We start from the raw sequence: 13,855 nt of genomic DNA on the forward strand, positions 1-13,855 counted from the left end.
AAAGCGGGGCGACGGCCACGACGGCCGTATCGGAGGCGCAGGGTCCGCGTCCCGGCTGGCATCCTGGCCCGGTGAAGATCGCCGCAGCCCAGCTCACCTGCATCCCGGCCGACCTGTCCGCCAACGCCGCGCAGACCGTCGCGCTCGCAGCCGAAGCCCGGGAGCAGGGCGCAGAGCTTGTCGTGTTCCCCGAGTTCACACTCACGGGCTACGAGCTGGCGGCCCTGGCGGCGGACCCGGGCCTGTGGGTGGAGGGCGCCGACGACCCGCGGATGGATCCGGTACGGTCCGCCGGCATCGCCGTCGCGGTCAACGTCGCGCTGCGCACCGCCGGACCACGACCCGTCATCGCGACGATGGTCTACGGGGCGGACGGCGGGCACGTGACGACGTACGCCAAGCAGCACCTGTACCAGCACGAGCAGGACGTCTTCACGGCGGGCGGGAGCGAGGGCCGCTTCACGCTCGGCGACATCCGCTTCTCCCTGAGCATCTGCTACGACAACCACGTCCCGCAGCTCGCCGCCCGCGCAGCGGCGGACGGCTGCCGGGTCCACCTGGCGAGCTCCCTGTACGGGACGGGCGACGGGATGCGGGAGAGGGCCACGATCCACCCGCGGATCGCGCGCGATCACGGCATGTACGTGGCCCTCGCCAATCACACGGGCCGGGCCGGCCCGTGGACGGGTTGTGGCCGCGCCGCGCTCTGGTCCCCGGACGGCACCGTGCTGGCCGAGGCCGACGAGCGCACCCCGTCCGTGGTGACGGCGGAGGTGACGGCCGCGGCGACGGCCGCGGTGGACGCCTGACGGTCCGGCGCGGCCGGCGCCTTCGCCCACGAGCCCCGGCCGGATCCGCTGCTGACACCCGTGACGCCCCGGGCGGCGCGGTCCGGCATCAGCACGAGGAGCACCAGGGCGAAGGCCGCCGCCGCGTACACGACGGTCCACATCGACCAGCCGCCCGGCGGGTTCCAGTGCGCACGCATCGGCACCAGGGAACCGTTGGCTCCGTCCGTGTAGCGCCGCAGCGTCCAGAAGAACGCCGCCGCGTTCGCCAGTCCGAGCCCGGCACCGGCGAACCCGGCCAGCCTGCGCCACGGGAATCCCCGCTCGGGCGTGCGGCTCACACCGATCAGGGCCGCCATCAACGGCAGGCCCACGGCGAACGGCAGCAGGTACCGGCCCTGCCACACCATGCCGATCTTCTCCGCCTGCGAAGCCTGCGCGAGCACCGGCACCAGCACGATGGCCAGCAACATGCCGATCAGTGCCAGCACCTCGCGGCCTCGGCCCAACGTCAGCCCCAGCACCACCAGGACCGCGATCGCACCCACCCATGTGAGGTACGTGAGGTTGGGCGCCTGGACGTCCAGCCACCCGAAGGAGCCGAGCATCTGCTGGATGTAGACGTCCGTATCGATGAACGTCTTCTTGGCGGCCCACTTGGCGGTGAGCGACTGGGTGTCGATCACCGAGTGGTCCGGGTGGGCCGCGGCCCACAGCAGGGCACCGACCGTGGCCAGGGCCAGCAGGGCCGTCCAGAACCACAGGACCCTGCGGTGCAGCACCGCGCGCAGCACGTCGGTCCGGCGCACCAGCAGCAGCCCGAAGAACAGTGCCCCGGCGAACCAGATCAGTCCGAGGGGCCGGATGTTGATCAGCACCATGCCGCCGATGCCCAACCTGGCCAGCCGGCGGTTCAGCAGCAGCGGATCGGGCGACATCAGGATGGACAGCAGGGCGGTCCACACCAGGATCCCGGCGGCGATCTCACCGCCGCTGGGGTTGACCATGCCGGCCATGTACAGGCTCATCGGCGTGGCGGCGGTGAGCACGCCCAGCAGGGCGGGCCCGCGCCGGCGCCACTCGGCCGCGGTGACCAGCGCGCTGGCCAGCAGGGCCGAGCAGAGCGCTGCCGACATCAAACGCATCAGGTACAGCCCGTTGGGGCCCTTGACCAGCAGGCTCGGCCAGCCAGTCGCCAGGTAGTAGGCCGGGTGGTAGCGGCCGGCCGCAGTGGTGACCAGGGCGGGCTTCTCCGAGCCGCCCAGCTTGGGCGCGCACGAGGCGGGCTTGGTCTTGGGCCACGTGTAGCACCCGTGCACCGTGCGCAGCTGCTGGTACCACTCCGGGAGCTGCACGCCGGTCTCGGCGAAATTGCCCTCGATGTCCTGCACCGTGTGCGGAACCATCACTTCGGTTCCGTTGATCTGGCCGCGCACGACGGCAGCCGCCCGGATGAAGTGTGCGTGTTCGTCAGGGGACCCGCCGAGCGGGGTGGCAACGGACCACGAGGCGGCCAGGGTGAAGAAGACCGCGAAGGCGATGGCCCAGAGCCGCTTGGGGGTCCGGGCCGACCAGTCGGCCAGCCGCGTCAGTGCGGAGATCATCTCGTCCTTCTGGTCATCGGATGAAGGTCAGCCAGCTCTGGTCGCCGTCCTGGGAGCAGATGCCTCCGGGGGCGAACTTGGGGCACTTGCCGTTCTGCTGCCGCACCGTGTGCGACACCCACGGCAGGATGCGGTACGTGCCGTCCTTGGCCGGCATGTAGCGGTCCGCCATGGAAGAGGACACCGTGCCGAGCAGCAGCAGGAGGGCGCACAGTACGCCGATCACGGCGCCCTCCCGGCCGGGGAACGGGGTAGACCGCTCCGCCAACCGCAGCGAGACCAGGTGCGCCACCAGTGCGCACAGGATCAGGCCGCAGTAGAGCAGTTGGTTGTTGGTGCGGGTGTACAGCTGCACCGTCTGCGTCTCGTACATGTGAGAGGCGATGTACATGCGCATCACCCACGCACTGATGAACATCGCGGCTATGGTGACGACCAGCGGCTTGCGCAGGCCCAGCCAGATGGCGGCGCCCAGGCAGACGAAGGTCACCAGGGCGAAGAGCCCGACCCCGCCGAACTCTCCGGGCGGCGGCCAGTCGCCCGCCTTGCCCGGCATGTCGGTGCGCCACATCAGGTAGTAGGCCGGGTCGGTGAAGTTGTCGAACCGGAAGTTGAAGTCCTTGGTGTTCTGCCCCTCGGTCAGCATGACCGCCAGGTAGCGCCCGGCCACCACGAGGAACGCCGCCAGGGCGGCCCCCATGAAAGCGGCGCCCCTGAGCCGGCCGGTCCGCCACGGGAAGTACAGCAGGGCGGCGAACAGCACGCCGGCCGCACTCCACAGGAACCAGCCCGAGTACGTGAGGAAGAGCACGCCCAACAGCGCGCCGAACCCTGCGCCCTTGAGCAGCAGCGGTCGCCAGGCCTCGGTGCCGCTGCGGCGCAGCGCCACCACCATCGCCACCAACACCGGGACCAGCAGCACGAGCACCGTCTGGCTGTAGGGCTTGTACGAGTCGATCAGCGCGAAGGCGGGCGCGACGCCGAAGGCGAGCGCCCGGATCGGACTCAGCAGCATCCGCCAGGCGAGGTAGACCAGCGGCCCGAAGGCGGCGGCGCCGAGGATCTGCAGGTCCTTGAAGGCGTACGCGGTGTTGCCGCCGTGGAACCACTCGGCGTAGTACCCGAGGGTGTACAGCGGCATCGGCGGGTAGACCGGCGACCCCGAGGGCTGCCCGTTGGCGACCGCGTGGGCCCATTCGACGATGCGCCCGCTGTCGCCGTTGAGGCCGAACATCGGCCACGGCGTGCCCAGCAGCGCGACGACCGCGCCCGCCGCGACGAAGCCGCTGGCCAGGCCTGCGACGGCGGCGGCGGCTATTCGGGTGGCCAGGTCGAAGTGGCGGCCTCCGCGCAGTCGCATCGCCAGCACCACCGCGGCGACGAACAGCAGTCCGATCAGCGCGAACCTCAGCTGAATCGCGGCGAGGCCGCTGACCTGCGCTATCCGGTTGAGCGGGTCGAGCTCAAACCCCCGTGCCAACAGCGGGAGGACCAGTGCCGCGGCGAACGCGACGAGGGCTTCCAGCAGCAGGAGGGCGCCGCGGGAGCGCAGTGCGCGCCGCGGGGCGTGTTCGGAGGACCCCGTGGTGCCGAGGGCGTGTCCGGCCGGCCCGCTCGGGGGATCCGGGCGCACGGCCGCTGCCCCCTCGGTACTGACTGTCACTGACGGTGTCCCTCACTGCTGGTCGGTGCTCGGCGCGACGGCCGGTCGTCGTAGCTCGGCAGGCCACTGTCCGGCTCCGTGGCCGCCGGTCCGCAGTTCCGGACGGGGGCGGCGGACTCAAGGACGGTGTGGGACAGCCTTGGCTCTTGTTGTCACGCATACTATCGGGCCGTTTGGGAAGACCAGCGGGCCCCGGGACGGTGGCCGGGGCCCGCCCGGGACGGCCGTTGTCCCTCCAGATGAAGGCGCAGGTCAATCGAGCGCCCCCGATGCGGCGAGCAGGACGAGCAGCACCCAGCCGCCGAGTGACAGCCAGCCGAGCACCAGACCGATCGTGGCGGGCGTACCACCCTCCTCGCCGCGGGCGCGGATCTGGGCCTTGGCGATGTGACCGGTGATCACGGCCCCCAAACCGGCCGCGCCGAGCGTGGGCAGGCTTAGCACGCCCAGCGCGAGCGAGGCGATCGCCATCCCGTTGACCCTGCGGGGCGGCACGGGCATCGGCATCGGCAGGGACATGGGCATGGGCATGGGCATCGGGCCGAAGCCAGGTGGCAGCGCCGGCACCGCGACGCCGAACGGGGCCACCACGGGTCCGGCCGGCAGGTCCGCGACCAACTGGGCGAGCTGGCCGTACGTCTGTGCCCGGTACGTCGCGTCGAAACGCTGCCCGTACTCCTCGCGGGAGAGCCGGCCCTCCGCGAACGCGGCCTTGAGGACGTCCACCGCCCGGTCACGGTCGGTGTGCGAGGCCCGCATGGCGGACTGCGGGGTGGGCGCGGGCTGCCACGGCTGCCCGTACGCCTGCTGCTGCGGGTGGACCGGGTACGGATGTCCCCACGGCTGTTCGGCCATCCGGCCACCTCCCAAGCCCCTGCACGCGGTGCACGTCTCTCCAGGAGGGAAGACGAACGGACGGCCTCGATAGTTGCCGCTCCTGCGGGCCGACGCCTGTGACGGGGGGGGCGCCGCGCATGTGATGAGGTGGCGGGCATGACCGACTTCGAGACGATCACGGTTCCGGCCCACCTCTGCGGATATCCCGGGGTGGCCTTCGGCGGCTACGTGGCCGGGGTGCTGGCCACGCGGTCGACCGCGAAGACCGTACGGGTGGACTTCCGCCGGCCGGTGCCCACGGACACCCCGGTGCAGCTCGCCCGGGACGCTGACGGCGCCGTCGCGCTGACGGACGGCGAACTCCTGCTCGCGGCGGCCACCCCCGCCGAGCCGGCGGTGGAGGTCCCCGGAGCCCCCTCCTGGGAGCAGGCGTCGGCGGCGGCCGACGCATACCGGGCGGCTCCCCCGGACGGAACGGTCGACTGCTTCGGCTGCGGACTGCACCGCACGCCGGCCACCGGGCTGCGCCTGCACTGCGGCCGGGTCTCCGGCCACGGGTTGGTAGCCGCCGCCTGGACCCCGGGGCCCGAACTCGCCGGTGCGGACGGACTGCTGCCGCCCGAGCTGGTGTGGGGCGCGCTGGACTGCCCGGGCAACGCGGCGGGACGACTGCTCGACGACCGGCGGGCCGGGGCGGTCACGGCCGCCCTGACCGGGCGGTTGATCCGGCCGGTGCCGGTCGGCGCGGGCCTCGTCTCCTATGCCTGGCTGCTCGGCAGCGAGGGCCGCAAGTACCGCGTGGGCACGGCCCTGGCCACGGCCGGCGGCGATCTGTGCGCCGTCGGCGAAGCGCTGTGGGTGGAGCCCCGCGCCCCTCACTAGAGGGACCGCCGCGTGGGCTCCGAAGGCTGCACCGGCTGGCCGGGGGGCCGGCCGATCGTCCCGACGGGGGTAAGGGGTCGGCACGATCAGGCTGCTGGGGCGGTGGTCCTGCGGGGCGGGCGGTCTACGAGTACGCGGGCGGTGGCGGTCCGAACCCTCCGGTCGTTCCTCCGGCCGGCGCACCGGCCCCGGTCCCGGCATCCGTCCCGGAGCTTGTGCCCGTCCCGGAGTCCGTCCCGGCGGTCCGGGACTCGTCCTCCCCGGTCAGGTCCCGGACCATCAGCGTGGCCCCAGCCACCGCACCCGGCATCAGGAACACCGCGACCAGCGGCACCAGGAACGCCAGCACCAGGGGGACCCCGAAGCCGAGCACCAGCATCCGCCGCGTCCGCAGCAGGGCGAGCCGGTCGGCGAGTTCCACCTCGCGCCGCTGCAACGCGACGGCGGTGAGTTCCTCGGCGAGGAAGAACCCCGACACGCAGAACCCGATCGCCGGGACCACGGTCTGCCCGATCACCGGGACGAAACCGAGGGCGAAGAGCAGGATTCCGTACAGCAGCACCCGGACGAGCACCTTCACGCTGTCCCGGGCCGAGATCCACAGCTCCCGCAGCAGCGGCAGCCCGGACTCGGGGACGGTGCCGCCCTCGCTGCGGTCGACCTGTTCCGAGAGGGACTCGTAGAACGGCTGGCCGATGAGCAGGGTCACCGCGGTGAAGGTGATCACCGCGAGGAACAGCCCGAAGCAGAAGACCAGGGCCGTCAGGAAGCCCCGGAACAGGCCGAGCCAGGGCGAGGACCAGTCGTCGGCGAAGGGGGTGATCCAGGCGGTCAGGTCGTCGGCGCCGTAACCGAGGCCGATCAGTGCGCCGGCGTACAGCACCAGTGAGACCAGCCCCGGCAGGAGGCCGAAGCCCAGCCAGCGGCCGTGTCGCAGTACCCATCTCTGTCCGGCCAGCAGGTAGCCGAATCCCCCCGCAAGATCACGCATGGGCCCAGCTTAAGGCGGGCGGCGGACGGCGAAGGCCGCACCCCGGTCCAGGATGCGGCCTTCGCGGAGCGCGAGCCGGATCAGACGGCGAGCTCGACCGTGATGTTGCCGCGGGTCGCCTTGGAGTACGGGCAGACCTCGTGGGCCTTCTCGATGAGTCCCTTGGCGGTGGCAGCGTCCACGTTCGGGATCACGGCGGAGATCTTGACGATGATGCCGAAGCCCTCGTCGTTCTTGCCGATGCCGACCTCGGCGGTGACGGTGGAGCCGGAGATGTCGGCGTTCTCATTGCGGGCGACGACGCCGAGGGCGCCCTGGAAGCAGGCGCCGTAACCGGCGGCGAACAGCTGCTCCGGGTTGGTGCCGGCGCCGCTGCCGCCCAGTTCCTTCGGCGGGTTGACGACGACGTCGAGCTGGCCGTCGTGGGTGGCGACGCGGCCGTCACGGCCGTTCTCCGCGGTGGCGACAGCGGTGTAGACGACGTCGGACTGCTGGATGGACATGAAAGGGGATCCTCCTGGTCATCGCCACGGCTCGCGCCCACGGTCGTGGCGTTGTGGGGTGAGCCTAACCGGTGAAAGAAACGATCATCTTTCCGGTGTTCTCGCCCCGCAGCATTCCGAGGAAGGCCTCGGTCGCGTTCTCCACGCCCTCGACCACCGTCTCGTCGGCCACGAGCTCCCCGGAGCGCAGCCAGCCGGCGACGTCCTGGACGAACTGCGGCTGGAGCCCCGCGTGGTCACTGACCAGCACGCCCTGGAGGCGCAGCCGCTTGCCTATGACGAGGGCGAGGTTGCGCGGGCCGGGGGTCGGCTCGGTGGCGTTGTACTGCGCGATCGCACCGCACAGGGTGGCGCGGCCGTGCACGTTCAGGGAGGAGATGGCGGCCTCCAGGTGCTCCCCGCCGACGTTGTCGAAGTAGACGTCGATGCCCTCGGGGGCGGCTTCCTTCAGCTGCTCGGCCACGGGGCCGTTCTTGTAGTTGAAGGCGGCGTCGAAGCCGTACTTCTCCGTGAGGAGCGTCACCTTCTCGTTCGAGCCGGCCGAACCGATCACTCGAGAGGCGCCCTTGATCTTCGCGAACTGGCCGACGAGGCTGCCGACCGCACCCGCCGCGCCGGAGACGAAGACGGCGTCGCCCTCCTTGAAAGAGGCCACCTCGAAGAGCCCGGCGTAAGCGGTCAGGCCCGGCATGCCGAGCACACCGAGGTAGGCGGAGAGCGGTGCGAGCGAAGCGTCGACCTTGGTGACGTGCTTGGCGTCCACGTCCGCGTACTCGCGCCAGCCCAGGCCGTGCAGCACGTGCTCGCCGACCTCGAAGCCCTCGGCGGCGGAGGCCACGATCTCGCCGACCGCGCCACCGTCCATCGGCTTGTCGAGCTGGAAGGGCGGGACGTACGACTTCACGTCGTTCATCCGACCGCGCATGTAGGGGTCCACGGACATGTGGAGGTTGCGCACCAGGATCCGGCCGGGGGCCGGGGCCGTGACCTCGACCTCGCGCAGGGCGAAGTCCTCGGCTACGGGCCAGCCCTGCGGGCGGCGGACGAGGTGCCATTCGCGGCTGACGGCAGGGATCTCAGACATGGACGCTCCCGGATCGAGAATCGACGAATACTTCACAAGGTGAAACAACCATGCGCCTGGATATTTCACGTTGTCAAGTAAATGGGTACGCTGGATCCATGCCCAGTCGTCGCGCAGATCCCTTGACCGTCGAGGTCGTCGAGCTCATCGGCACCGTCGTGGCCCGCTACCACGAGGAGTACGAGCACGCGGCCGCCAGCCACCAGCTCACCGGGGCCCAGGCCCGCGTGCTGAACCTGCTGTCCCTGGATCCGATGCCGATGCGCCGCATCGCCCAGAAGCTGAAGTGCGAGCCCTCCAACATCACCGGCATCGTGGACCGGCTGGAATCGCGCGGCCTGGTCGAGCGCAGGCCCGACCCGGCCGACCGCCGGGTCAAGCTGGCCGCCCCGACGGAAGAGGGACTGCAGACCGCCGAGCGGCTGCGCGAGTCGCTCGACTTCGCACGCGAACCGCTGGCCGGGCTGTCCACGGCCGAACGGGCGGTCCTGCGCGACCTGCTCAAGCGAATGCTGGGCTGACCCGACCGGCCGTCCGGCCGCTCAGCAGAAGAGGAAGAACCAGCAGTCGCCCTTGGTCGGCGTCGGGCTCGGGCTCGGCGGAGGCGGCTGCGCCGTCCCGGAACCGCCCGGCGCGGGCGTCCCCGACCGACCGGGCTTTACGGACGGCCCCGCACCGGTGGCACCTTTGGTCGGCCCGGTCCCTCCCGAGGCGGAGGCCGACGCCGACCGACCCGGCTGCGAAGTCCCCCCGGCAGACGGCCCGGGTCCGGCCGGCTTCGTACCACCCGCGGAGGCCTTCGCGCTCCCCGGGGCCTTCACCGGCTTCAGCGCCGAAGGCGCGGCGGGAGTCGCTTTGTCGCTCGGCAGCGGAGCCGGGTCCTGCGGGCCGTTCCCGTCGGTGAGCACCACCTCGGCGGCCCGGTCCGTGCGCTGCCCGTCGGTGACGAGGCGGGCCAGTGCGACCGTGCCCCCGACCGCGAGCGCCAGTCCGAGCCCGATGGTCAGCACGGTCCGGCGGCGCCGGCGGTGCGTGGCGCGGCGGCGGGCACCGGCCCGGCCGCGGTGCGCATCGGACAGCACGACGAGCGAGTCTGCGAAGGGGTCGGCCTGCTCCGGCTGCGCGGAGCCGTACGGGGCGGCGGGCACGGCAGGCGCCCCGGGTGCGGCGGGCGGCAGGTACTCGACCGGGGTTCCGCACCCGGCGCACGCCAGCGCGCCGTTGAGGTGCCTCCGGCATGCGTGGCAATAGTCCATGACCTTTCGCACGCTACGTGGTTCCCCGCAACATCCCTATCGCGGGTTCGTAAAGGTCCTGTGTGGAATCGTGGCCTCCATGACCCCCTCCACACCGCAGGGTCCCTTCGGTCCGGCCGCCTTCCAACTGGTGCTGCTGCGCCGGATGGCGGACTTCCGGCCGGACCTCGCCGAGCAGGCGCGCCAGCGGCTCGGTGCCTCCCTCGCCGAGCAGCGGGAGGCGAACAAGCGCTGGCAGGCGATGGTCCGCTCGCCCCGCTCGCGCGGGGCCCTGGCCCGCTACCGCTCGGTGCTCGGGCCGCCGGAGTCCACGCAGGCCCGCACCATCGGTGACCTGGAGTGCGAGGCCCTGCTGTGGCCGGTGCCCCTCTGGCCGGACCTGCGCTTCGAGGTGCTGGCCGCGCCGGACGGGGCGGTGTGGAACGAGTGGCTGGTACGGGCCCCGGGCGCGCGGGGGCCCGTACTGGAGACGCCTCAGGACCTGCGGCCCTGGTCGGCCACGGTCGACGAGGTGGCACGGGCCTTCGCTCCGGTGCGGCCGATGGAGGGCACCGCACCGACCCGGTGGCGGCTGGCCTTCACCGCACAGGCCCGGCCGTGCGTGGCGGAGTTCACGTACGGCCTGCTCCAGCGGGTCTCGGTCGACGGCATCGAGGCCTGATTGCCCGGGTCGGCGTTGTAGCCGTGGACGAGGACCACCGGGTTGTGCGGCTGCACACCGTCGGCCGCACGGGCCGGGAGGGGTGCGAGGAGCGCCGGGCAGAGCGTCAGGAGCGCCAGCAGCCCCTGGCGGGGCGTCAGCATCACATCGCCCTTTACCTCGTTACCCACGAGTAGCGCGGACAGTGCGGGCACCGTGGTGCCTGTCGGTACAGAAATCCACCCCCGTGCAGCACCCGCCACCTCGTGCGCCACACCCGGCCGGAGCATCCCAGCAGGCGATATGCCCCATTCGCCCGAGAAGATATGAGTGCAGCCGGCAGCCGCCGGTCTTCTTGCGTCAGCGCTCTCGGGAGGATCTGCCGTGACCGTCAGTCTTGAGCAGTTGCGCCGCTGCCACGTCGCCGTCGACCTGGGAGCCGCCAGGACCCGCGTGTACGTCAAGGGCGCCGGCCTGGTCGTCGATGAGCCCAGCGTCGCCGCCATCAACACCCGGACCGGTGCACTCATCGCCGTAGGGGCCTTCGCCGAACGGATGACCGGTCGTACGCCCGACTACATCCGGGTCGTGCGCCCCGTCTCCGGCGGCACGGTCGTCGACATCGATATGGCCCAGCGGATGCTGCGCCACCTGCTCGGCGAGAAGCTGCGCCGCGCCCTGCGCCGCAAGCCTCGACTGCGGGCCGCCGCCTGCACCCCGCACGACGCCGACCCGCTCGCCCAGCGGGCCGCCGTGGAGACGTTGGTCGGACTCGGCGCCCGGCGCGTCGAACTCGTCGACACCCTGATCGCGGCGGCCGTCGGCTGCGGCCTGCCCGTGGAGCAGCCGACCGCGACGATGATCATGGTGTGCGGCGCCGCTGCCACCCAGGTCGCCGTCCTCTCCCTCGGCTCGATCGTCACCGCCGTACGCATTCCGGTCGGCGGCGAGGCCATCGACCACGCCGTGGTCCAACACCTTCGCCACGCGCACGAGCTGATGCTGCCCAGCCAGGCCGTCCGGCCGCTCCAGGTGGCCCTGCACGGCAACGGCATCACCGCGGAGGGCCCCGCCTCCACCCTCATCCACGGCCGCGACGTGGCGACCGGGCTGGCCCGCTCGGTCCACGTGGACACCGCTGCCGTACGGGACGCCATCCACACCCCGCTGACCGCCGTCCTCGACGGCATCGGCAAGGTGCTGCGCGACTGCCCGCCGGACCTGGTCGCCGACCTGACCGACCGAGGGATCATGATGGTGGGAGGCAGCGCCCTGCTGCCGGGCCTGGACCAGATGCTGCGCGACGCCACCGGCATGCCCGTCGCGATCGCGGAACGGCCGGACGTGTGCGCCGTGCTCGGTCTCGGCGCGATGCTCGAAGGGAAGATCGCCCCGATGGTCCTCAACCCGCTGACCGAATGACGGACGCTGCGCCCGAGCCGGCCGGTCACAGGCACGCGGCCGGTCTGCCCGTGCTCCTGGATGCAGTCCTCAACGTCGGCTCCGAGCTGGAACTCCAGGCCACCCTCCAACACATCGTGGACTCGGCGACCGAGCTGTGCGCGGCCCGGTACGGCGCGCTCGGGGTCGTCGACCACGAGCGCCTCCACCTGACCGACCTGTACACGACCGGGCTGACCGAGGCGGAGCGGGCCTCGATCCCCCGCATGCTCGACGGGCGTTCGGGCCTGGTGGGCGCCCTGATCGGCGATCCGCGCCCGCTGATGCTGGACGACCTGTCGAAAGACCCGCGCTCCGTGGGCTCCCCGCCGGGCGGCCATCCCGCCATGCGCAGTTTCCTGGGCGTGCCCATCCGGGTCCACACGGAGGTCTTCGGTCATCTGTACCTCACCGAGAAGCGGGGCGGCGTCCCGTTCACGGACGAGGACCTCGCCCTGCTGCGCGTCCTGGCCTCGCAGGCGGGCATAGCGGTCGGCAACGCCCGGCTGTACGAGACGGCGCGCCGCCGGGAGCGCTGGATCGAGGGCGCCGCAGCCGTCACGACGACCCTGCTGGCCGGCCGCCCGGCCGAGGACGCACTGATGTGCGTGGCCGAACGGGCCCGGCTGCTCGCGGACGCCGCGGCCGGCGTGGTCCTCCAGCCGACCCCCGAGGGCGGCATGGAGATCGTGGCCGCCTCCACGCACGGGGACCCCGGAGACCTGGTCGGCACCTCCATCGCGCCAGGTTCTGCGGTACTGGAACAGCTCCTGGGCGGCGAGCCGGTGTTCATCGAGGATTCGGCGACGGACCCGCGGATGACCACTCACGTGCGGGAACGCTTCGGGCCGAGCATGATGCTCCCCCTCCAGAGCGGCGGCCAGCTGATCGGTACCCTCGCCCTGCCGCGCGCCCGGGGCGGGCGCCCGTACGACGCCGTGGACCGACTGCTCGCCTCGCAGTTCGCCTCCCAGGCGGCACTGGCCCTCGTACTGGCGGACGCGCAGCACGACCGGGAGCAACTGGCCGTCTACGAGGACCGTGACCGGATCGCACGGGACCTGCACGATCTGGTGGTCCAGCGGCTGTTCGCGACGGAGATGATGCTGGAGAGCGCGAAGAAACGGTCGGCGTCCGCGCCGACCGGGGACACGGTGGGCGACGAACTGAGCCGGGCGGTGGACGAACTGGACTCCACCATCCAGGAGGTGCGCACGGCCATCTTCGCCCTCCAGCAGCCACCGACCGACGCCCCGACGACCTTCCGGGGCCGGGTCCTGCGGGAGACGGGCGGAGCGGCGGCCCTGCTGGGCTTCCAGCCGTCGGTGCACTTCGCCGGTGCGGTGGACGCCCTGGTCACGGAACCGGTGGCGGGCGACCTGCTCTCCGCCCTGCGCGGCGCCCTGGCCGCGGCCCACCGGCGCGCGGAGGTCACCTCGATCGAGGTGCGGGTGGAGGCGACCGCGGCCCGGGTTCGCCTGACGGTGACGGACGACGGCCGCACCGGGGAGACGACCCGGGGGACGACGCTCCGGTGGGAGTCGGAGCTGTAGGACACGTCCGGACGGGCGTGTCCGGACGGCATGCCCACTCAGTACACGTCCGGACCGGGCACGTCCGGACAGTGGTTCCGGCTTCCGTCAGCCGGGCGAGCAGCCCTGCGGGTCACTGCACCTGCGTGCCCGGGGGCCGCGCTGCGGCCCGCAGAGCGATCCGCGTACTGGACTGGGCCACCCCGGCGTCCCGCTTGAGCCGGCGCAGCAGCGCGTCGAGCGCGGTCGGGTCGGCGGCCCGGGCCCGTACGAGGTAGTCGTACTCCCCCGTCACGTGAACCACCTCGGTGATCCCGGGAAGCTTCGCCACCTGCTGCTCGAACGCCTCGTTGGTGGTGTCCTGGCGCAGCGTGAGGTCGATGAAGACCACGAGCCCGCCCCGCGCGTCGGCGGCCGGGTCCACGATCACGGTGAACCCGCGGATCACCCCGTCCCGCCGCATCCGGCGCACCCGGTCGGCGGCGGCGTTGGCACTGAGTCCTACGCGGACGCCGAGATCGCGGTACGAGATCCGCGCATCCTGCTGCAGGATGCCGAGTATTTCCCTGTCAAGGCGATCCATACCGCGATTCTCGCAGTCGGGGCCGGTAATCGCCGCCCCGCCCACCGGGCCC

The 13,855-nt window shown here is 72.1% G+C and carries 13 protein-coding genes and 1 pseudogene; 6 read left to right on the top strand and 8 right to left on the bottom strand.

What is annotated here, in order from left to right:
• Nucleotides 1-71: 71 nt before the first annotated feature.
• Nucleotides 72-809 carry a carbon-nitrogen hydrolase family protein gene (locus tag ABZZ20_RS10135; RefSeq protein ID WP_356869131.1) on the top strand — a complete coding sequence of 246 codons (738 nt, stop codon included), beginning with the start codon at nt 72-74 and terminating at the stop codon, nt 807-809.
• Between the two features lie 359 nt (nt 810-1,168).
• On the opposite strand, the pseudogene ABZZ20_RS10140 reads toward ABZZ20_RS10135, so the two are convergent.
• The 3 genes and pseudogenes from ABZZ20_RS10140 to ABZZ20_RS10150 all read right to left on the bottom strand — a co-directional run.
• Nucleotides 1,169-2,392, bottom strand: a pseudogene (locus tag ABZZ20_RS10140) (DUF2142 domain-containing protein); the annotation flags it as partial.
• Nucleotides 2,393-2,405: 13 nt separating this feature from the next.
• A complete protein-coding gene (locus ABZZ20_RS10145; protein ID WP_356868744.1) occupies nt 2,406-4,055 on the bottom strand; it encodes a hypothetical protein in 1,650 nt (549 codons plus the stop codon).
• Between the two features lie 252 nt (nt 4,056-4,307).
• The gene (locus tag ABZZ20_RS10150; protein WP_356868746.1) at nt 4,308-4,910 is read right to left on the bottom strand and encodes a DUF1707 and DUF4190 domain-containing protein; all 603 of its coding nucleotides are present in this window, start codon (nt 4,908-4,910) and stop codon (nt 4,308-4,310) included.
• Between the two features lie 138 nt (nt 4,911-5,048).
• Between ABZZ20_RS10150 and ABZZ20_RS10155 the strand changes: the two genes are divergently transcribed.
• Nucleotides 5,049-5,774 carry a hypothetical protein gene (locus ABZZ20_RS10155; RefSeq protein ID WP_356868748.1) on the top strand — a complete coding sequence of 242 codons (726 nt, stop codon included), beginning with the start codon at nt 5,049-5,051 and terminating at the stop codon, nt 5,772-5,774.
• Between the two features lie 124 nt (nt 5,775-5,898).
• Here the strand turns inward: ABZZ20_RS10155 and ABZZ20_RS10160 are convergent, their stop codons facing one another.
• The 3 genes from ABZZ20_RS10160 to ABZZ20_RS10170 all read right to left on the bottom strand — a co-directional run bounded on the left by ABZZ20_RS10160 (nt 5,899) and on the right by ABZZ20_RS10170 (nt 8,352).
• Nucleotides 5,899-6,765: an EI24 domain-containing protein gene (locus tag ABZZ20_RS10160; protein WP_356868750.1), complete on the bottom strand. Its 867-nt coding sequence runs from the start codon at nt 6,763-6,765 to the stop codon at nt 5,899-5,901.
• A gap of 80 nt (nt 6,766-6,845) precedes the next feature.
• Nucleotides 6,846-7,268: an organic hydroperoxide resistance protein gene (locus ABZZ20_RS10165; protein ID WP_356868752.1), complete on the bottom strand. Its 423-nt coding sequence runs from the start codon at nt 7,266-7,268 to the stop codon at nt 6,846-6,848.
• 64 nt (nt 7,269-7,332) lie between these two features.
• Entirely contained in the window at nt 7,333-8,352 is a 1,020-nt protein-coding gene (locus ABZZ20_RS10170) for an NADP-dependent oxidoreductase (RefSeq protein WP_356868754.1), read from the bottom strand.
• A 98-nt stretch (nt 8,353-8,450) separates the two neighbouring features.
• Between ABZZ20_RS10170 and ABZZ20_RS10175 the strand changes: the two genes are divergently transcribed.
• Nucleotides 8,451-8,873 carry a MarR family transcriptional regulator gene (locus tag ABZZ20_RS10175; protein WP_356868756.1) on the top strand — a complete coding sequence of 141 codons (423 nt, stop codon included), beginning with the start codon at nt 8,451-8,453 and terminating at the stop codon, nt 8,871-8,873.
• A 21-nt stretch (nt 8,874-8,894) separates the two neighbouring features.
• On the opposite strand, the gene ABZZ20_RS10180 is transcribed toward ABZZ20_RS10175, so the two are convergent.
• Nucleotides 8,895-9,608, bottom strand: a complete 714-nt coding sequence (locus tag ABZZ20_RS10180) for a hypothetical protein (RefSeq protein ID WP_356868758.1) — start codon at nt 9,606-9,608, stop codon at nt 8,895-8,897.
• A 79-nt stretch (nt 9,609-9,687) separates the two neighbouring features.
• Between ABZZ20_RS10180 and ABZZ20_RS10185 the strand changes: the two genes are divergently transcribed.
• The 3 genes from ABZZ20_RS10185 to ABZZ20_RS10195 all read left to right on the top strand — a co-directional run bounded on the left by ABZZ20_RS10185 (nt 9,688) and on the right by ABZZ20_RS10195 (nt 13,241).
• A complete protein-coding gene (locus ABZZ20_RS10185; RefSeq protein ID WP_356868760.1) occupies nt 9,688-10,269 on the top strand; it encodes a hypothetical protein in 582 nt (193 codons plus the stop codon).
• A gap of 363 nt (nt 10,270-10,632) precedes the next feature.
• On the top strand, nt 10,633-11,670 hold the full coding sequence (locus tag ABZZ20_RS10190) for a rod shape-determining protein (RefSeq protein WP_356868762.1): 1,038 nt from the start codon (nt 10,633-10,635) through the stop codon (nt 11,668-11,670).
• The gene (locus ABZZ20_RS10195) at nt 11,667-13,241 is read left to right on the top strand and encodes a GAF domain-containing protein (RefSeq protein WP_356868764.1); all 1,575 of its coding nucleotides are present in this window, start codon (nt 11,667-11,669) and stop codon (nt 13,239-13,241) included. Before ABZZ20_RS10190 ends, ABZZ20_RS10195 begins: the two co-directional genes overlap by 4 nt.
• A gap of 112 nt (nt 13,242-13,353) precedes the next feature.
• Here the strand turns inward: ABZZ20_RS10195 and ABZZ20_RS10200 are convergent, their stop codons facing one another.
• Nucleotides 13,354-13,803: an Lrp/AsnC family transcriptional regulator gene (locus tag ABZZ20_RS10200; protein WP_356868766.1), complete on the bottom strand. Its 450-nt coding sequence runs from the start codon at nt 13,801-13,803 to the stop codon at nt 13,354-13,356.
• Between the last annotated feature and the right edge of the window lie 52 nt (nt 13,804-13,855).

The organism is Streptomyces sp. NPDC006430, from assembly GCF_040612395.1.
Taxonomy (GTDB): domain Bacteria; phylum Actinomycetota; class Actinomycetes; order Streptomycetales; family Streptomycetaceae; genus Streptomyces.

Coding starts and splice junctions, on each gene's coding strand:
- ABZZ20_RS10150 (WP_356868746.1), bottom strand. CDS start 4,910: ATGGCCGAACAGCCGTGGGGACATCCGTACCCGGTCCACCCGCAGCAG.
- ABZZ20_RS10155 (WP_356868748.1), top strand. CDS start 5,049: ATGACCGACTTCGAGACGATCACGGTTCCGGCCCACCTCTGCGGATAT.
- ABZZ20_RS10160 (WP_356868750.1), bottom strand. CDS start 6,765: ATGCGTGATCTTGCGGGGGGATTCGGCTACCTGCTGGCCGGACAGAGA.
- ABZZ20_RS10165 (WP_356868752.1), bottom strand. CDS start 7,268: ATGTCCATCCAGCAGTCCGACGTCGTCTACACCGCTGTCGCCACCGCG.
- ABZZ20_RS10170 (WP_356868754.1), bottom strand. CDS start 8,352: ATGTCTGAGATCCCTGCCGTCAGCCGCGAATGGCACCTCGTCCGCCGC.
- ABZZ20_RS10175 (WP_356868756.1), top strand. CDS start 8,451: ATGCCCAGTCGTCGCGCAGATCCCTTGACCGTCGAGGTCGTCGAGCTC.
- ABZZ20_RS10180 (WP_356868758.1), bottom strand. CDS start 9,608: ATGGACTATTGCCACGCATGCCGGAGGCACCTCAACGGCGCGCTGGCG.
- ABZZ20_RS10185 (WP_356868760.1), top strand. CDS start 9,688: ATGACCCCCTCCACACCGCAGGGTCCCTTCGGTCCGGCCGCCTTCCAA.
- ABZZ20_RS10195 (WP_356868764.1), top strand. CDS start 11,667: ATGACGGACGCTGCGCCCGAGCCGGCCGGTCACAGGCACGCGGCCGGT.
- ABZZ20_RS10200 (WP_356868766.1), bottom strand. CDS start 13,803: ATGGATCGCCTTGACAGGGAAATACTCGGCATCCTGCAGCAGGATGCG.